This window comes from Glutamicibacter sp. FBE19, from assembly GCF_015524875.1.
GTDB classification, from domain to species: domain Bacteria; phylum Actinomycetota; class Actinomycetes; order Actinomycetales; family Micrococcaceae; genus Glutamicibacter; species Glutamicibacter halophytocola.
Window position 1 is genome coordinate 141792 of sequence record NZ_JACKQN010000008.1, and the last position, 15559, is coordinate 157350.

Here is a 15559-nt window from a genome sequence, read left to right on the forward strand (position 1 = left end):
CTAGGCTTCCGTCGGGAACTCGGGCACGTCATCGGCAGCATGGATCTTGACACGTCAGACAACCATCCATGTTATCAATCGACCCTGTGGGCCGCCTGCAGAAGTGCGCTCCCCTGGTCCCCCTCAAGGCATTAAATGCAAAGACTGTAGGGCGATGACGTGCGCGGGATTAATGGCTTGCCGTGGCGAACCGGTGCAAACTTTTTTGGCGCGTTGATACTCGTCACGTGCCAATGGCCGCGAATTCATCTACGGCTCACCTGCCAGCGGGATTGGGATAAAAAGAAAGCCGCCGCCGGTCCACGAGTGAACGTGGTCCGGCGGCGGCTTCAAAGCCGTCACAGCTGATTAGTGGCTGTGCGCTTCTTCCGCTTCCTCAGCAGCCTTTTCGGCAACCAGGGTTTCGGTGGTCAGCACCAGGGCTGCGATCGATGCCGCGTTGCGCAGCGCCGAACGGGTCACCTTGACCGGGTCGATGACACCTGCATGCAGCAGGTTCTCGTAGACTCCGGACTTGGCGTTGAAGCCCTCATTTGCTGGGGACTCTGCCACCTTGGACACAACTACTGCACCGTCGAAGCCGGCGTTGGTAGCGATCCAGAACAGCGGCTGCACCAGTGCGCGGCGCACAATGGCCACACCTGCGGCGACGTCGCCTTCCAGGCCGGTGACGCGAGCGTCGGAATCCAGCGAGGTCAGTGCGTCAACCAGTGCGGTACCGCCACCGGCAACGATGCCCTCTTCCAGAGCGGCACGGGTGGAGGACACGGCGTCCTCGATGCGGTGCTTGCGCTCCTTCAGCTCGACCTCGGTGGAAGCACCCACCTTGATCACGCCGATGCCGCCAGCCAGCTTGGCCAGGCGCTCGGAGAGCTTCTCGCGGTCCCACTCGGAATCGGTGCGGTTCAGCTCAGCCTTCAGCTGGGCTACGCGCTCAGCAACATCTTCCTCGGTTCCCGAGCCATCAACGATGGTGGTGGAATCCTTGGTGATGGTGACGCGGCGTGCCGAGCCAAGAACCTCGGTGCCTACCTGGTCCAGGGACAGGCCCAGTTCCGGGGAGACAACCTGGGCACCGGTGAGGATGGCCAGATCCTGCATCATGGCCTTGCGGCGGTCGCCGAAGCCTGGAGCCTTGACGGCAACCACGTTCAGCAGGCCACGCAGCTTGTTGACCACCAGGGTGGACAGGGCTTCGCCCTCAACATCCTCGGCAATGATCAGCAGTGGCTTCTTGGCTTCAAGAACCTTTTCCAGCAGTGGCAGGAATTCTGCCACGGTGGAGATCTTGGAAGGATTGATCAGGATCAGGGCGTCTTCCAGGACAACTTCCTGGCGCTCCTGGTCGGTGATGAACTGCGGCGAGAGGTAGCCCTTGTCGAACTGCATGCCCTCGGTCACTACCAATTCGGTAGCGGTGGTGGAGGATTCCTCGATGGTGATGACACCGTCGGTGCCAACAGTCTTGAAAGCCTCGGCCAGCAGTTCGCCGATTTCATCCGACTGGGCGGAGATCGCTGCAACGTTGGCAACCTTGTCGGCCACGGCAACAGCGTTAGCTGCCAGTGCCTCGGAAACAACCTCGGTAGCCAGCTCGATGCCCTTGCGAACATCGCCTGGTGCTGCACCGGCGGCGACGTTCTTCAGGCCTTCCTTGACCAGGGCTTGGGCGAGCACGGTGGCGGTGGTGGTGCCGTCGCCTGCTACGTCATTGGTCTTGGTGGCTACTTCCTTGGCCAGCTGCGCGCCAAGGTTCTCGTATGGATCTTCAAGATCGATATCACGAGCAATCGTGACACCATCGTTGGTGATGGTCGGGGCGCCCCAGGTCTTGGCAAGCACCACGTTACGGCCTCGTGGGCCGAGGGTGACCTTCACCGTGTTTGCGAGCTTATCGATTCCCGCTTCGAGTGCGCGTCGCGCTTCCTCGTTGAATGCTAGCTGCTTAGCCATGCATTTTCTCCTGAAACTTTAGAGAGGTTGGCGTTACTTTACGACGACTGCCAGTACGTCGCGAGCCGAGAGCACCAGGTACTCTTCGTTGCCGACCTTGACCTCGGTTCCGCCGTACTTCGAGTACAGGACTACGTCGCCTTCAGCAACGTCTACAGGAACGCGGTTGCCCTTGTCGTCGATGCGGCCTGGGCCTACTGCAACAACGGTGCCTTCCTGTGGCTTTTCCTTGGCGGAGTCTGGGATAACAAGACCCGAAGCGGTGGTAGTTACGGCTTCGACCTGCTTGATGACAATGCGGTCTTCGAGCGGCTTGATGGAGACAGACATGGTCTCTCCTTTTCGTGTATGAACCAATGGTGGTAGGGGTGCGCCCTATGGCATTGGACCAACCGTCGTCGCGGTGCCAGTTGGTGGTATCCAGTCAGGCGGTGGTTCTGCAAGCACAATGCATGCAGAACTTCCACCACTGACTTTAGGACGAGATTTAGCACTCGGTCAAGGCGAGTGCTAATCAAGCCCCTTAGTTCGTCACACCGGTTCGCGCAGAGCGCACAGCGGCCGACTCTTCAATGTCCTCTGGAGCGGTGAGGTCCATATCGGAGAGCTTGACCATCTTGGACTTGGTCATCATGCGATGTCCCAGCCACAGGCCCAGGAACAGCGGCAAGCCAATGTAGGAGGAAAGCACTTCCAGCCCGTGCCCGGCCAGGACTGCCTGGTAGTTTTGGCCGACAATCACTGCAATGAGCATCAAGAACGCCACGATGGGACCCAGCGGGAAGAACGGTGCACGGTAAGGCAGGTCCTTGACGCTGTACCCCTGGGCCAGATAGCCGCGGCGGAAGCGATAGTGCGAGACCGCAATACCCACCCAGACGATGAAACCGCACAGGCCAGAAACATTCAGCAGCCAGGTGTAGGCAGCACCCTGGCCCACCAGTGCGGTCAGGAAGCCGAAGAGTCCCACCGCGGCAGTGGCCAGCAAGGCCATAACCGGCACACCTCGGGAATTGGTCTTACCGAAGACCTTTGGCGCTTTGCCATCATGGGCCATGGAGTAGAGCATGCGGGTTGACGCGTAGAGGCCCGAGTTACCGGCGGAGAGGATAGCGGTGAGGATGACAGCGTTCATGGCAGCTGCCGCGAAGGCAATGCCGGCGCGCTCGAAGACCAGGGTAAATGGCGAGGAAGCAACGTCAGCTTCGCCGCTGGCCAGCAGGCTCGGATCAGCGAATGGGATCAGGCAGCCGATGATGAAGATGGCGCCAATGTAGAACAGCATGATGCGCCAGAAGACCCGGCGGATGGCCTTGGGCACTTCGCGCCGCGGATCCTTGGCTTCACCGGCGGCCACACCCACCAGCTCAGTGCCCTGGAAGGAGAACCCGGCAATCATGAAGACCGAGATGATCGAAAGCCAGCCGCCGTGGAAAACGTCTTTGCCTTCCTTCCAGTTGGCCAATGGATCAGCCTGTGATCCAAGAACGCCAAAGATCATCAGAACGCCGGCAGCCAGGAAGGCGATCACGGTAACTACCTTGATCAACGCCAGCCAGAATTCACCTTCGCCAAAGGCCTTGGCCGATAGCGCGTTCAGTGCAGTCAATGCGGCCAGGAAGAGCCCAGCCCAGACCCATCCGGGGACATCGGGCAACCAGAAGCTCATGACAATGCCTGCGGCTACGAGCTCGGCCGCAACGGTGATGGCCCAGTTGAACCAGTAGTTCCAGCCAATGGCGAAGCCGAAGGACGGCGAGACGAAGCGGGTGGCGAAGGTCTGGAATGAACCAGCCACGGGGATCTTGGCGGTCATCTCCCCCAGCGACTGCATCAGCAGATAGACCATGAGGCCCACTGCCGCATAGGCCACCAAGGCGCCGCCCGGCCCGGACTGTGCGATGGTTCCGCCCGAGGCGACGAACAAGCCGGTACCGATAGACCCGCCGATGGCAATCATCTGCAGGTGGCGGCTGCTCATGCCTCGCTTGAGTTGATTCTGGGCCAGCGGCGCAGGGTCGCTCATTGCCTTGGCGCCTACGGGCGATTGATTGCTCGACGCCATCGTCGTTCGCTGCATAGATTTCTTCACAGGTGCCATGGAACACCAAAGCGAGCGCGAATGCGACCTGAGTCACTTCAGTTTTTCCGTGCGCATTTCAGCTTCGCCAAGCAGGGCCGGCGATATACCTGTCCATCACGCCAAACTGAACGGCAGACTGTAAATCAGCCAAAGCACTACCTGCCAGAAGCTCTTGAAGGTTTCCACAAAGGATTACGCTTCCTAAACAAATGACGTTCCATGAAATAGCATCGCTTACCCAAGGGAAAAGTCCGCTTCATAATCCCCGTACCCGGATCCACGCTCGGAACGAGCCGATGCTTCGTCTTGAACTGCCCTGCCTGAACTTCGAGACGATCAAAAGAATCCGAATATGACGCCGTTATGTCACATAGCTCACAACAGCCAATCGGCCGCAACGAGTCCCGCGAACGAAGAGGCAAAGCATCAACGCTAGGCTTGAACTATGGCCCAGGCTTCTAACGACTCAACGCTCAACGATCTGTTCGCCGCTCTGCTTTCCGCGGACGGATGGCAATTGCTCTCCACCATTGATCCATCCATGGTTGCTTCCAAGGATGCCGCGTGGACGCTGAACGAAAAACTGCGCAAAGAAGGCCACGACCCCCAGGTGGTCCGCGCCGTCATTGCGCAATCAGAGCTTCGCTTCAAAGCACGAGTGAAATTCGGGCCCTTCGCCGATTCCCTGATCTTTACGCCGGCAGGCCTGGAACAGGCAACACGCTTAACCATTGCAGGCTTGCACGCGCAGCGCTTCACAAAGGCCGGGGCCACTCACGTGGCAGACCTCGGTTGCGGAATTGGCACCGACTCCATCGCGCTGGCCAGCGCCGGATTGCAGGTGACCGCGGTGGAGAAAGATGAAACTACGGCTGCAGCCACCACCTTGAACCTGATGCCCTTTGAGAATGCCACCGTGATTCACGGCGGTGCCGAAGAAACCGACCTCGCCGGAATCGACGGCGTCTGGCTGGATCCAGCACGGCGCACCGATGTTGCTGGCAGCACCCGCCGGCTCTTTGACCCAGAAGCCTTCTCCCCTCCCCTGTCATTTGTTGAGAAGCTCGTGGACTCTGGTCTCGACGTCGGCGTCAAGCTGGGCCCCGGACTGCCGCATGAAGCAATTCCCGCCAATGCGGAGTCCGTGTGGATTTCAGACCACGGGTCGGTCATCGAAGCCTGCCTGTGGTTCGGCAAGCTCAAGCGCGAAAATGTTGCGCGCGCTGCGCTGGTGATCGATAAGGATGGTGCGCATGAACTCACCAGCGACGTCGCTGCCAAGAATGATCCGGCAGCCGAAGTGGGCGAGCTGGCAGCGCACATCTACGAACCCGACGGTGCAGTCATCCGCTCGCACCTGATCTCCAAGCTCTTGGAAAGCACCGGCGGCCATCTGCTCGATGAGCATATTGCGTACTTCACCCACGAGGAACAAATCGCGACGCCTTTCGCGCGGGGCTACAAGGTGCTGGCAGTCCACGACTACAACGTGAAGAAGCTTCGCAGCTGGGTCAAGGCCAATGGAATTAGCACCTTGGACATCAAGAAGCGTGGCGTTGACGCAACTCCAGAGGAACTTCGCAAGATCCTCCTGGCCGGCGCACCCAAGGGCGCAAAGAACCGGGCAACATTGATGCTGGCACGCATTGGAGAGAAACGTGTGGCGTTCGAGGTCTCGCCTCACTAATCTAGGGTGATGCACCTCCCATCGGCTGGGTATCCCGCCCGATGAGTTGCACTACATAGAATAGGTACGGAGGAACATCGATTTTCGGTGAATTTCCAGTCCTGTTTCCCGGCTCCGGAGCAATCCGTCCGAGACGTCATCACTAGGAGCGCCGTGCAAAAAATCGAGTTCGCCCAATCTGCCCAATCCACCATCGGTGTTGAATGGGAAATCGCCTTGGTCAATCGCGAAGATGCGGACTTGTGCTCGGTAGCCGAAAAAGTACTTGATCAGCTTAAGGAAGATGCAGGGCTAGGCCACGAGGATGAGCATCCAACGGTCAAGCCTGAACTCCTGATGAATACCGTTGAGGTAGTCACCGGAGTGCACAACACCGTCGCCGGTGCCACCGAAGAACTGCGCACCAACGTGCGCATGCTCAATGACGTTGCCGGTGATCATGGAGTGGACCTCTACTCCGCTGGGTCCCACCCTTTTGCGGCGCCGACCTTGCAGCCGGTTACCGACAAGGACCGCTACGCCAAGCTCATCGACCGGACCCAGTGGTGGGGGCGCCAGATGGTGATCTATGGCGTACACGTTCACGTTGGCTTGGACAGCCGCGACAAGGCCCTGCCCATCACCGATGGCCTGATCAACTACCAGCCGCACTTCCAGGCGCTCAGCGCTTCCAGCCCTTACTGGGGTGGCGAAGATACCGGTTACGCTTCGCAGCGTTCCCTGATGTTCCAGCAGCTGCCCGCGGCCGGCATCCCCTTCCACTTCAATTCATGGTCCGAATACGAATCCCACATCGCAGACATGCTGCATACCGGCGTGATTGACGATGTCTCGGAAATCCGCTGGGACGTTCGCCCTGTGCCACGTTTTGGAACCGTTGAAATGCGCATCTGCGATGGCTTGAGCTCGCTGGAAGACATCGCCGCGATTACCGCGTTGACCCAGTGCCTGGTCCACGACATGTCGATGTCGATTGAAGCCGGCTACAAGATCCCGATCATGCCAGCGTGGTTCCGCGTGGAGAACAAGTGGCGCGCGGCCCGCTATGGCTTGGACGCTATCATCATCTTGAATGCCCAGGGCGATGAAATGCTCGTGACCGATCACCTGCGCGCCGAGGTCAAGCGCCTCGCTCCGGTTGCCGAGCAGCTGGGTTGCTCCAAGGAGCTGCAGGGCATCATCACCCTGATTGAATCCGGTGCCGAGTACCAGCGCCAGCGCAAAGTCTTCGCTTCATCTGGCGGGGACTTCCATGCCGTCGTGCGCGATAACGTGGCGCGGATGAAGGCTGTCTAAAACTAACTACAATTCCTCAATGACAAGGGCGGCCGGATTTTCCCAGCCGCCCTTTGCCTATTCAAGTGCTGACACGGATCTGCGCACAGGAGGTTCGCAGTTCGCCAAGACGGTGATGGCCTCAAGTGGCCTGCTGCTGATGTCTGCAGCAATCACAAGCAAAGTTGCGATTGACGAGCATTCATCGCCATCGTCCATTGAAAATTCTCTTCGCAGGGCACCCGGACCTATTCGGTGGTTGCACCCTCCTGTTCCAGTTGATGTGCCGCGCCCCTGCCCTTTAATCCAATTCGTGGTTATACTGAGTGGCGATGACCGTTCACGAATACTGGAAGGCGCAATCATGATGAAGAAAGCACTTGCCCGCCTGGCTGTCTCAACGGCCGCCATAGCGCTCGCTGCGGGAGGGCTAACCGCCGTAGCCCTGCCCGCCCAGGCAGGTTACACCTACCTCTACCCCACCGACTACTCGACTTTTGACGCGTGCAATACCAAACGCCTCACCATGAATTCTTCATGGACCCGTTCTAGCCAGTGCTTCATCTATTACGACACGGACCGCTACGGCAACCGCGTTGGACCCAACGTATGGAAGTTCTACGTCACTGTACGGTAGGCGCTTGAGCTTGTCCTGAAGGACAAGCAACGCTCCAGCACCAGCCCAGGCCAGCAGCAAACAATTACCGCGCGAGCTGCTGCACTGGCTGGCATTCGGGACTGGGAACGCAGCCGCGCATATTCTGCGGTTCGTTGCATGCGAAGTCGAAGTAGAACGCTAGCGTTCCTTCCCGGTTGAGCATTGCCTGTACCCACAAAGCCCACGGGCGGTTCCCGATCAGTGATCGGAAACCGCCCGTGGGCTTTGCTTCTGCTATGTCAACGCCTAGTCGCGGAAGCGTTCTTCCACTTGCTCAGAGAAACGCAAGAGGAGCGATGCGAGTTCCGAGACATCTCGCGGATCCCACGCTGCAAAGATGTTCCAGTACTCGGAACGCGTGGACCGCTTGATCTCCTTGAATCGATCGAGCGCGAACTTGGTCGGGCTGACCAAATACACCCGTGCATCATGCTGCGAACGCTCCAGCTGAATCAGGCCCCATTGTTTCAGGTCCTTGAGCTGGCGTGAGACCACCGACTTATCCATGTGGCAGCCAGCAACCAAATCGGAAACCGTCAGGTCCTCTCCGGGACGGCGCAGTGCGCACAGCAGCACTGCCCGCAACACCGAGAACCCGGCGCCACGCAGCTCCGGATGGAACTTCCTGGCGTTGTGAGCCATGCGCTCCTTGACCGCGGGAGCCAGCCTGGCGAATGCCGCTTCGATGTCATCTAGCGCCGCACCGTTGGCGTCGTTCACGACTGCTCACTCCGATTTGGCCCTGTCGCACCGCCTGATGCTTCCTCGACTGCAGGTGATGGCGCGACAGGCTCGTCAGCAGCTTCTGGTTCAGTGTTGCCGGCCCCAGCAGCGTGGCGCCCCTGCATCCTGCTGACAGCACGGCGCTCGGCGCGGGCCTGCAGCTGCAGTTCTCGCTGAACGCGCTCGGTGTCATCCACGCGCTCCCCCAGAACATTCAATCGCTGGTCATAGGATTTCAACGCCTGGACGACGTCGCCGACCTGCTCTTCTATCTGGGCATGGGCGGCACGGGCCTTTTCCAGCGTGGTTTGGAGCTCTTCCACCATGAATTCAACGCGAGCGGACTCGTGATGGGCATCAATCTCCGCTGCCTCCAGCGGCTGGGAGATGGTCGGCTCGGTGCCTGGCTGGCGAGCATCGGTGCTGGCACCAGTGCCCGGCTGGGCACTGCGGGTGCGCATGACCTGCTCGGCAAGATCGCGCTCATCCATCCGGCGAGCCTGGCGCACCTGGCGACGGGCCTCGCTCAGTTCGTCCTCTGATGGAAGAGTGATGGCCCCGGTGGCAACGAGCTCCTCGTAGCCGCGGCCGCCACGTTCAGCCGGCTCCAGTGCGGAAAGTTCTCCGCCCAGCTCCTCTTCGATCTGCTCCGAAGCTGACTTCTTGGACAGCGGCTTGTTCGGGAGGAAGATGGCACAGATCAAGGTGACGATCGCCAGTGGGACTACCAGCAAGAACAGGAAGGCGATGGACTGGCCGTAGGAGCTTTCCACGACGGCGCGCACTGGTTCGCACAGGTCGTTCACCGCGGGCACGGTGCCGCTGCCCAATGACTTGAGGCTGTCGGCGCAATCAGGATTATCAACCAGGAGCTGCGGAACACCGGCTGCCTTGTTGATCTCCTCGACGGCCTTGGCCAGGCCGTCCTTCATCTTGTCAGCCACCTGGGTGCCCAAGACGGAACCCAGAACGGAGACGCCAATGGTGCCGCCAAGGCTGCGGAAGAAGGCGATGGCACCGGAACCGGCACCAATCATGCGTGGAGGCAGCGAGTTCTGCGTGACCAGCACCAGGTTCTGCATCAGTACGCCGGAGCCCAAACCGAGCAGGAACATGCCCAGGTCAACGAACCACAGCGGGGTGTCGTAGTCGATTCGCGACATCAGGTACAGGCCAACGCTGAGCACCACGCCGCCACCGACAACATACTTCTTCCAGCGGCCGGTGCGCGAGATCAGCTGGCCGACGATGATGGCACCGAACATGGAGCCAAGAACCATTGGCAGGGTCTGCAGGCCTGCGTGAGTGGGCGTGAACCCGCGGGCGAGCTGCAGGTACTGGCTCAGGAAGACCGAGGTGCCGAACATGGTGACGCCCACGGCGACCGATGCGATGGATGCCAGCGCAAAAGTGCGCTGGGCAAAAAGGCGGATCGGGATGATGGGTTCCTTGACGTGCAGTTCCCAGAGCACGGTGGCAATGATCAGCACGCCGGCAGCGGCGGCCATGGTGATGCTCTGCGAGGAGTTCCAGGCAAATCCGCCGGAGTCCGGGGTCTTGCCGCCGAGGCTGATCCAGATCAGTAGCAGGCTGATGCCCGCAATGATCAGTGCTGAGCCGAGGAAGTCGATCTTCGTGGTGCCCTTTACGTGCTTGATGCGCAAGGTGGCCTGGATCAGGATCAGCGCGCCAACGGCGAAAGGCACGCAGACGAAGAAGCACCATTCCCAGCCCCAATTATCGGCGATAACGCCACCCAGCAGCGGGCCGCCAATCTGGCCAACAGCCATCACGGCACCCATGATGCCCATGTACTTGCCACGCTCGCGAGGCGAAATGATGTCTGCGATCACCACCTGGACCAGGGCCATCAGGCCACCGGTGCCAACCGACTGGACCAGGCGCCAGCCAATCAGCCATGACATCGCGCCCTCATGGGTATCGCCGCCGATCTGGCTGGAGAAGCCAGCCGCTACGGTACCGGCCACGAAGATGACCAAGGCTATTTGCAGCATCGCCTTGCGGTTGAAGATATCGGAGAGCTTGCCCCAGATTGGGGTAGTGACGGTCATGGAAAGGAAAGCCGCAACCAGCACCCAGGTGTACTGGGTATTCGTGCCGTGGAGGTCGGCAACGATCAATGGCATTGGCGTGGCGATCACCGTCGATGACACCAATACGGTGAACATCGCGGCCATCAGGCCAGAAATGGAAAGCATTACCTGCGCCGGCTTCATGGCGGCTGCAGGTTTTGCCTCGGTTTCTAAGGGCGGTGCAGAAGTTGACATTACTCAACCATCTAAAAAAGGTTGAATATTGTCAACTTCTTATTTAGAACCGGACACTGGTGGAAAATTGCATTGCCAGGCTATTTATTACGCTGATTTCCGGGGGTCGCACCCCACTGCCAACCCGCCCGCCAAGCGATACGGGAAAGCAAAATGTCGCCAAGCTCACAGGTCAATTTCCTGATTGAATCCGCAAAGGAAAGTGGCCGACGGGAAATTGCCCAGCCAGCGCCGGAGCAGAAATGGCCTCCTTGGCCGCTATGGCATCCAGCTCATGCAGTAGTCAAGATTCTCGATCACTGTTCTGGCCGCGGCTTCAGAGTCTCCGGCTTCGATGGCGTCGACCAGAGTTTCATGCCCCTCGCGCAGGCATCCATCAAACCCCTCGGCGAGCCGCTGGACCATCTTGGCACCGTGGAAAACATCGCCGAAGCCCTCGTAGATCTCATGCATCAGCGGGACGCCGGAGGCGCGCGCCACTTCCAGATGAAACTGCCAATCGGCCTGCGACCAGGCCTGGAAATCCCGAGCCTTCCACGCTTCATCGCGTTGCGCCAGGAGCGCGCGCAAAAGCTGGACAACATGCGCATCGGCTGCGTGGGCGGCGAGCCTCGCCGATTGGGTGTCGAGGGCAAAACGAACCTGCAGCACGTCACGGTCCGAGTGCTCGCGGTAAATCCGCTGCGCGGTGCCGCTGATCTCATTTGTGGCCCGAACGTAGGTCCCGTCGCCCCGGCGGACTTCGAACATGCCGGTGCGTGCCAAGGCCTTGATGGCTTCGCGCAAGGTGCCGCGCGAAATGCCGAACTCCGCCATCAGCTCGGGCTCGGAAGGAATGCGCTCGCCAACAGGCCAGCGCCCCTGGGCTACCCCGTCTTGCAGCTTGGCGGCTACTTCATCGGCCAGGGGCCGCCGCATCGGCGTGGCACTCATGCCTGCCCCTCCTCGGATGCCGCATCCACCTCAACGAGGTGCCGTGATTCATGATCCTGTCGAAGGCCCCCGAGCTTGTAGCAGAACAGCAGCTGCACCACGGCGCAGGCCAGGATGATCACCAAACCGGTCGTCCATGATCCCAGGGCGCCTTGCATGATCCCCAGTGCAAAGGGGCCGATAGCGGCAATCAGGTAGCCAACGGATTGCGCCACGGTGGATAGGGCCGTGGTTTCTTCTGCGCTGCCCCCGCTGCGGCTGAGCATGAGCATGACCAGCGGGAACACGCCGAATCCAAGGCCGATCAGAAGCGAGGTCAACAGCGACAATTCCACCGGCAAGAACAGCAGGGCAGTGAAGCCCAGGACTGAGCAACTGGCAGTCAATACGAAAGCGGCGCGTTGCAGCCCCGGCTTCGAAGCCATCCAGAGCACCGCCAGGACGGCAAGAATGCTGACGCCCTGAACGATTCCCAGCATCAGGCCCGCGGCGACCGGTTCCAGTCCCCTCGATATCAGGATGTGGGGCAACCAGCTGACCACCGTGTAGACCAGCAAGGACTGGATGCCGAACACTGTGGTGAAGAGCAGGCCCTTGCGCGTAGCCAGCAGGGCCCAGGGAGAGACGTGGGCACCCGGTGAGACGGTGGCCCGCTTGCTCGAGAATGCCAGCGGTATGAAGACCAGCAGTGCCATGAAGGCCGGAATTGCCCACAGGGCCAAAGCTGTTGTCGGCGAACCTGCCTTGGCGGCCAGCGGGACGCTGATCGATGAGGCCAGGGTTGCGCCAATGGACATGGTTGTCGTGTAGGCCGCTGTCATCGAAGCTGCGCGGTTCCCATGATATTGGCGGATGAACGAGGGCATGGCGACATTGCAAACAGCCAGCCCGCACATGCCTACTACCGTTCCTCCCAGCAGGGCCCACGTTGAATCAGCCACGCGCAGCGCCAATCCGGCCGCAAGCATCAACAAGGAAAGGGCGATACCGAGCTCAAGGCCTGTCCGCCGGAGCACCGTGCTGGTCGCTGCCCCAGCCACCGCAAAGCACAACACCGGGATGGTCGGCAGCAGCGAGGCAACAAAGGTCCCATACCCCATCAGCTCCTGCAGGTCGTGGAACAGCGGCGATGCCGACGCAATTCCCATGCGCAGATTCAGGCCGACAAGGATGACGGCCACGACCGCGAGGAGATTCGCCCTCCATGCGGGTTTGAGGGCTTCTTGATCTGCTGGCTGGTTCGATGGTCCAGTTGAATTAACACTCACACCTAAACATTAGACGTTTGATGTTTGATAGCGCGATTCTTGTGACCCGCCTTATATCGCGCTGGCTCATGGCCCATCAGCGGAAGACGGCGTTGAACAAGAATCGCAAGCCCGTTGCCATGAACCGCAAAGCGCTCCTCCCTGTAAACAAAACATCGCCAACCACAGGATCACACTGCTTCAGTAGGTAGGATTCGAATATGCCTGAAGCCGTTTACCGAATCGCGCGCGTTCGCCCCAAAGACAGTGAACCAGCAGCAATCGCCGAACAATTTTTCGTCCGCAATGACGCTGCCGATTTCGATTCTGCGGAAGGCCGCATGTGGAAAGTCATCGCTTCACCGTTTGCTGGCTCGCGATCGAATCAGAATAGCCCTGCACGGCCAGGCTGGCACATCGATGATCTGGTAGCCGAAGAGCAGTTTGATCTCCTATCCCCCTGCAACCCAACGAACATCTTCGGGATGGCGCACAACACCGGGGCTCCAGGCCGCGCCTTGCCGCCGCAAGCCTTCCACAAGGCAGCCAGCTCGGTCGTGGGTCCCTTGGACGCCATAAAGCTGGATGATAGCGGTGCGCGCGTTGATCCGGAAGCAGAGTTGGCTATCGTCATTGGCCGGCCCGCCAAGAACCTCACGCTGGAAAATGCCCGTGAAGCTGTTCTCGGCGTAACCATCGGCAATGACGTGACGGACCGTGACGCCCAAAAGGCTGATGAGCTGTGGATCAGCGCCAAGAGCCCTGATACCTTCACTCCGGTGGGCCCGTGGATTGTTGCCGGCTTGGATGACAGCGATCTGGAAGTCGGCATCGTGCACAATGGCGAAGCTCTTGCAACCTCGACCACTCAGAATCTCGGGTGGGGCGTTGAAGAGATCCTGGTCTACCTCAGCGGATTCATGACCCTGCAACCGGGCGATCTCATCTTGACCGGTTTCCCTGCCAAGTCCCGGCCAATTGCCGCGGGCGATGACGTCATTTGCAAGATCCAGGGAATCGGGGAGCTGAAGAATCCAGTAGTTCAGGCCAGCTAGTGCGCTTCGAAGGAGTCGAAACGGGCAGGTGCCCAGGAAATTCATTTCCTGGGCACCTGCCCGTTTTTCTATGCGAAGCTCAGGTTGCGCACCGTGAGATTCTTGTACGTTGCCTTGCCTCCGGAGACGAAGAGCTTTATCCCGGAATCTGATACCAGCGGGAACACTCGATGCGAATGAACTATCCGTCCGTCGCCAAAGAACACTTCAACGCTGGAGCGGTCAACCAGGATCCGCACCTTGATTTTCCCTCCGGGTACTTCCAGCGGGCTCTTGGTTTCGCTCTTGTCCCCCGGGTGGAAGCTTGGCTTGCGGTTCACGTAGGCGAACCCGCCGGCCAGGTAAAGCCCGGTGGCCACGTGGCGGGTGCCGGTCCGGGCCCTGCATATCTCGAATCCGATGTTCTCAGGTGGATTCGCAGGGTCCCAGTTCAAGTCGCATTCCAGCTCATAGGCACTGCTGGAGAAGGCCAAGACCTGCTTGCTGGAAACGGTTGGGCTGCCCAGGCTGGTGCTCGGGCCAGCAAGCTTCGCCAGTTCAGCCACCGGAACCGAAGCGAAGTAGTAGCCTTCGGAGCCGGCAATCAAGCGGATTTCGCGCACAATCATGTCATCGCCGTTATAGCCATCGGTGGCCATGCTCGGAGCATTGTGCGGGTAATCCCAGAAGTTGTTCCAGCCGATGGCACGGCGCAGCTCGGGGTTGACGCTGCCATCTGCACGGTGATCCGGATAGGTGACCGCTCCATAGAAGTCGAATCCCCAGTCCAGCCACTGCGGGTCATCGTCCTTCGCAGTGAAGGCCCGGCCGTCAAATTCGCCCAGCCAATAGGCATAGGTTGCCGGCAAATCACGTGGTTTGCCGTTGGCGCTCGTGCCTAGCACCCAGTGTTTTGTTCCATCCGAGGCCTGAATCTGGAATAGATCCGGGCATTCGAGAATGCCCAAGTTGGTCCGCACAAATTCGCTGGTACGCTTCCACTGCTTCAGGTTCGGCGAAACGTAAATTCCAAGACGATCACCCTCTGCGTTTAGCATGACCCAGCGGGAGGTTTGCTCATGCCAGATGACCTTCGGATCGCGGAATGCTTCTTGGCCAGGGTTGGCCAGAACCGGTTTGGTGCCGCCTGGCTTGAACGAGCGTCCTTTGTCCGTGGAGTACCAGAGGAACTGTGCTTGTTCGTTCTCAGGCGCCTGGGTTACCAGTGCTATGAGGGCGCTCTTCCCGTAGCCAGCGGTGTTGTTTTCATCAATGACAATTGACCCTGACCAGCAGTCGCCATTTGGACTGTCATGCTTGCTGATGGCGACGCCGTGGTCAGTGAAATTCACGTGATCAGTGGTGGTCGTCAGGCGCCAGCTCGTACCAGCGCCGCCAAGGATGTAATCCTCGTTGTACAGGTAGTAATACAGGTATTCGCCGTCCAGGTAGATGGGACGCTGCGGATCATTTTTCCAATTGTCCGGAACGCTGAAGTGGTAGCTGGGACGGTAACTCATCGCGCTGGACACATTATTCCCTGTTTCTGTTCGCGGGGTCACCGATGCCGCGTGAGCTGTTCCCGCGCCAAGTCCGGTCAGGCCCAAGGCGGTCGCGGAGGCCAGAGTCGTGACGATGCTTCGACGGGACGGACCAGCTTTGGCCACGCTGCTCGTTT

12 protein-coding genes are annotated in these 15559 nt (G+C 59.7%); 4 read left to right on the forward strand and 8 right to left on the reverse strand.

Features of this window, described 5'->3' with window-relative positions; all coding sequences use genetic code 11:
* Positions 1–348: 348 nt before the first annotated feature.
* From groL to H6F58_RS13425, 3 genes are all read right to left on the reverse strand, one after another.
* On the reverse strand, positions 349–1953 hold the full coding sequence (gene groL, locus H6F58_RS13415) for a chaperonin GroEL (RefSeq protein WP_060702168.1): 1605 nt from the start codon (positions 1951–1953) through the stop codon (positions 349–351).
* Between the two features lie 33 nt (positions 1954–1986).
* Positions 1987–2283 (reverse strand): co-chaperone GroES, encoded by a 297-nt coding sequence (groES, locus tag H6F58_RS13420; protein WP_022874060.1) that lies wholly within the window; start codon positions 2281–2283, stop codon positions 1987–1989.
* A gap of 193 nt (positions 2284–2476) precedes the next feature.
* A complete protein-coding gene (locus H6F58_RS13425; protein WP_146275657.1) occupies positions 2477–3979 on the reverse strand; it encodes an amino acid permease in 1503 nt (500 codons plus the stop codon).
* Positions 3980–4481: 502 nt separating this feature from the next.
* Here H6F58_RS13425 and H6F58_RS13430 point away from each other — a divergent pair.
* The 3 genes from H6F58_RS13430 (at position 4482) to H6F58_RS13440 (ending at position 7635) form a co-directional block, all read left to right on the forward strand.
* On the forward strand, positions 4482–5723 hold the full coding sequence (locus tag H6F58_RS13430; protein WP_146275659.1) for a class I SAM-dependent methyltransferase: 1242 nt from the start codon (positions 4482–4484) through the stop codon (positions 5721–5723).
* A gap of 153 nt (positions 5724–5876) precedes the next feature.
* Positions 5877–7019: a glutamate--cysteine ligase gene (locus H6F58_RS13435; protein WP_060702171.1), complete on the forward strand. Its 1143-nt coding sequence runs from the start codon at positions 5877–5879 to the stop codon at positions 7017–7019.
* Between the two features lie 343 nt (positions 7020–7362).
* Positions 7363–7635: a hypothetical protein gene (locus H6F58_RS13440; protein WP_146275661.1), complete on the forward strand. Its 273-nt coding sequence runs from the start codon at positions 7363–7365 to the stop codon at positions 7633–7635.
* A 267-nt stretch (positions 7636–7902) separates the two neighbouring features.
* Here H6F58_RS13440 and H6F58_RS13445 read toward each other — a convergent pair whose 3' ends face one another.
* The 4 genes from H6F58_RS13445 to H6F58_RS13460 all read right to left on the reverse strand — a co-directional run bounded on the left by H6F58_RS13445 (position 7903) and on the right by H6F58_RS13460 (position 12868).
* Complete coding sequence (locus tag H6F58_RS13445) at positions 7903–8376, reverse strand: helix-turn-helix domain-containing protein (RefSeq protein WP_146275663.1); 474 nt, start codon at positions 8374–8376, stop codon at positions 7903–7905.
* Positions 8373–10667 carry an MFS transporter gene (locus tag H6F58_RS13450; protein ID WP_244652590.1) on the reverse strand — a complete coding sequence of 765 codons (2295 nt, stop codon included), beginning with the start codon at positions 10665–10667 and terminating at the stop codon, positions 8373–8375. The genes H6F58_RS13445 and H6F58_RS13450 overlap by 4 nt, the downstream gene beginning before the upstream one ends.
* 258 nt (positions 10668–10925) lie before the next feature.
* A complete protein-coding gene (locus H6F58_RS13455; RefSeq protein ID WP_146275665.1) occupies positions 10926–11600 on the reverse strand; it encodes an FCD domain-containing protein in 675 nt (224 codons plus the stop codon).
* On the reverse strand, positions 11597–12868 hold the full coding sequence (locus H6F58_RS13460; RefSeq protein ID WP_257745340.1) for an MFS transporter: 1272 nt from the start codon (positions 12866–12868) through the stop codon (positions 11597–11599). The genes H6F58_RS13455 and H6F58_RS13460 overlap by 4 nt, the downstream gene beginning before the upstream one ends.
* A gap of 200 nt (positions 12869–13068) precedes the next feature.
* On the opposite strand from H6F58_RS13460, the gene H6F58_RS13465 reads away from it, so the two are divergent.
* Positions 13069–13902: a fumarylacetoacetate hydrolase family protein gene (locus H6F58_RS13465; protein ID WP_195181950.1), complete on the forward strand. Its 834-nt coding sequence runs from the start codon at positions 13069–13071 to the stop codon at positions 13900–13902.
* 68 nt (positions 13903–13970) lie between these two features.
* On the opposite strand, the gene H6F58_RS13470 is transcribed toward H6F58_RS13465, so the two are convergent.
* Positions 13971–15548 carry a glycoside hydrolase family 32 protein gene (locus H6F58_RS13470; protein ID WP_261382991.1) on the reverse strand — a complete coding sequence of 526 codons (1578 nt, stop codon included), beginning with the start codon at positions 15546–15548 and terminating at the stop codon, positions 13971–13973.
* Positions 15549–15559 lie beyond the last annotated feature (11 nt).

What these genes read in the sequence shown, in the direction of transcription:
- groL (WP_060702168.1), bottom strand. Translation starts at nt 1,953, where the DNA reads ATGGCTAAGCAGCTAGCATTCAACGAGGAAGCGCGACGCGCACTCGAA.
- groES (WP_022874060.1), bottom strand. Translation starts at nt 2,283, where the DNA reads ATGTCTGTCTCCATCAAGCCGCTCGAAGACCGCATTGTCATCAAGCAG.
- H6F58_RS13425 (WP_146275657.1), bottom strand. Translation starts at nt 3,979, where the DNA reads ATGAGCGACCCTGCGCCGCTGGCCCAGAATCAACTCAAGCGAGGCATG.
- H6F58_RS13430 (WP_146275659.1), top strand. Translation starts at nt 4,482, where the DNA reads ATGGCCCAGGCTTCTAACGACTCAACGCTCAACGATCTGTTCGCCGCT.
- H6F58_RS13440 (WP_146275661.1), top strand. Translation starts at nt 7,363, where the DNA reads ATGATGAAGAAAGCACTTGCCCGCCTGGCTGTCTCAACGGCCGCCATA.
- H6F58_RS13450 (WP_244652590.1), bottom strand. Translation starts at nt 10,667, where the DNA reads ATGTCAACTTCTGCACCGCCCTTAGAAACCGAGGCAAAACCTGCAGCC.
- H6F58_RS13455 (WP_146275665.1), bottom strand. Translation starts at nt 11,600, where the DNA reads ATGAGTGCCACGCCGATGCGGCGGCCCCTGGCCGATGAAGTAGCCGCC.
- H6F58_RS13465 (WP_195181950.1), top strand. Translation starts at nt 13,069, where the DNA reads ATGCCTGAAGCCGTTTACCGAATCGCGCGCGTTCGCCCCAAAGACAGT.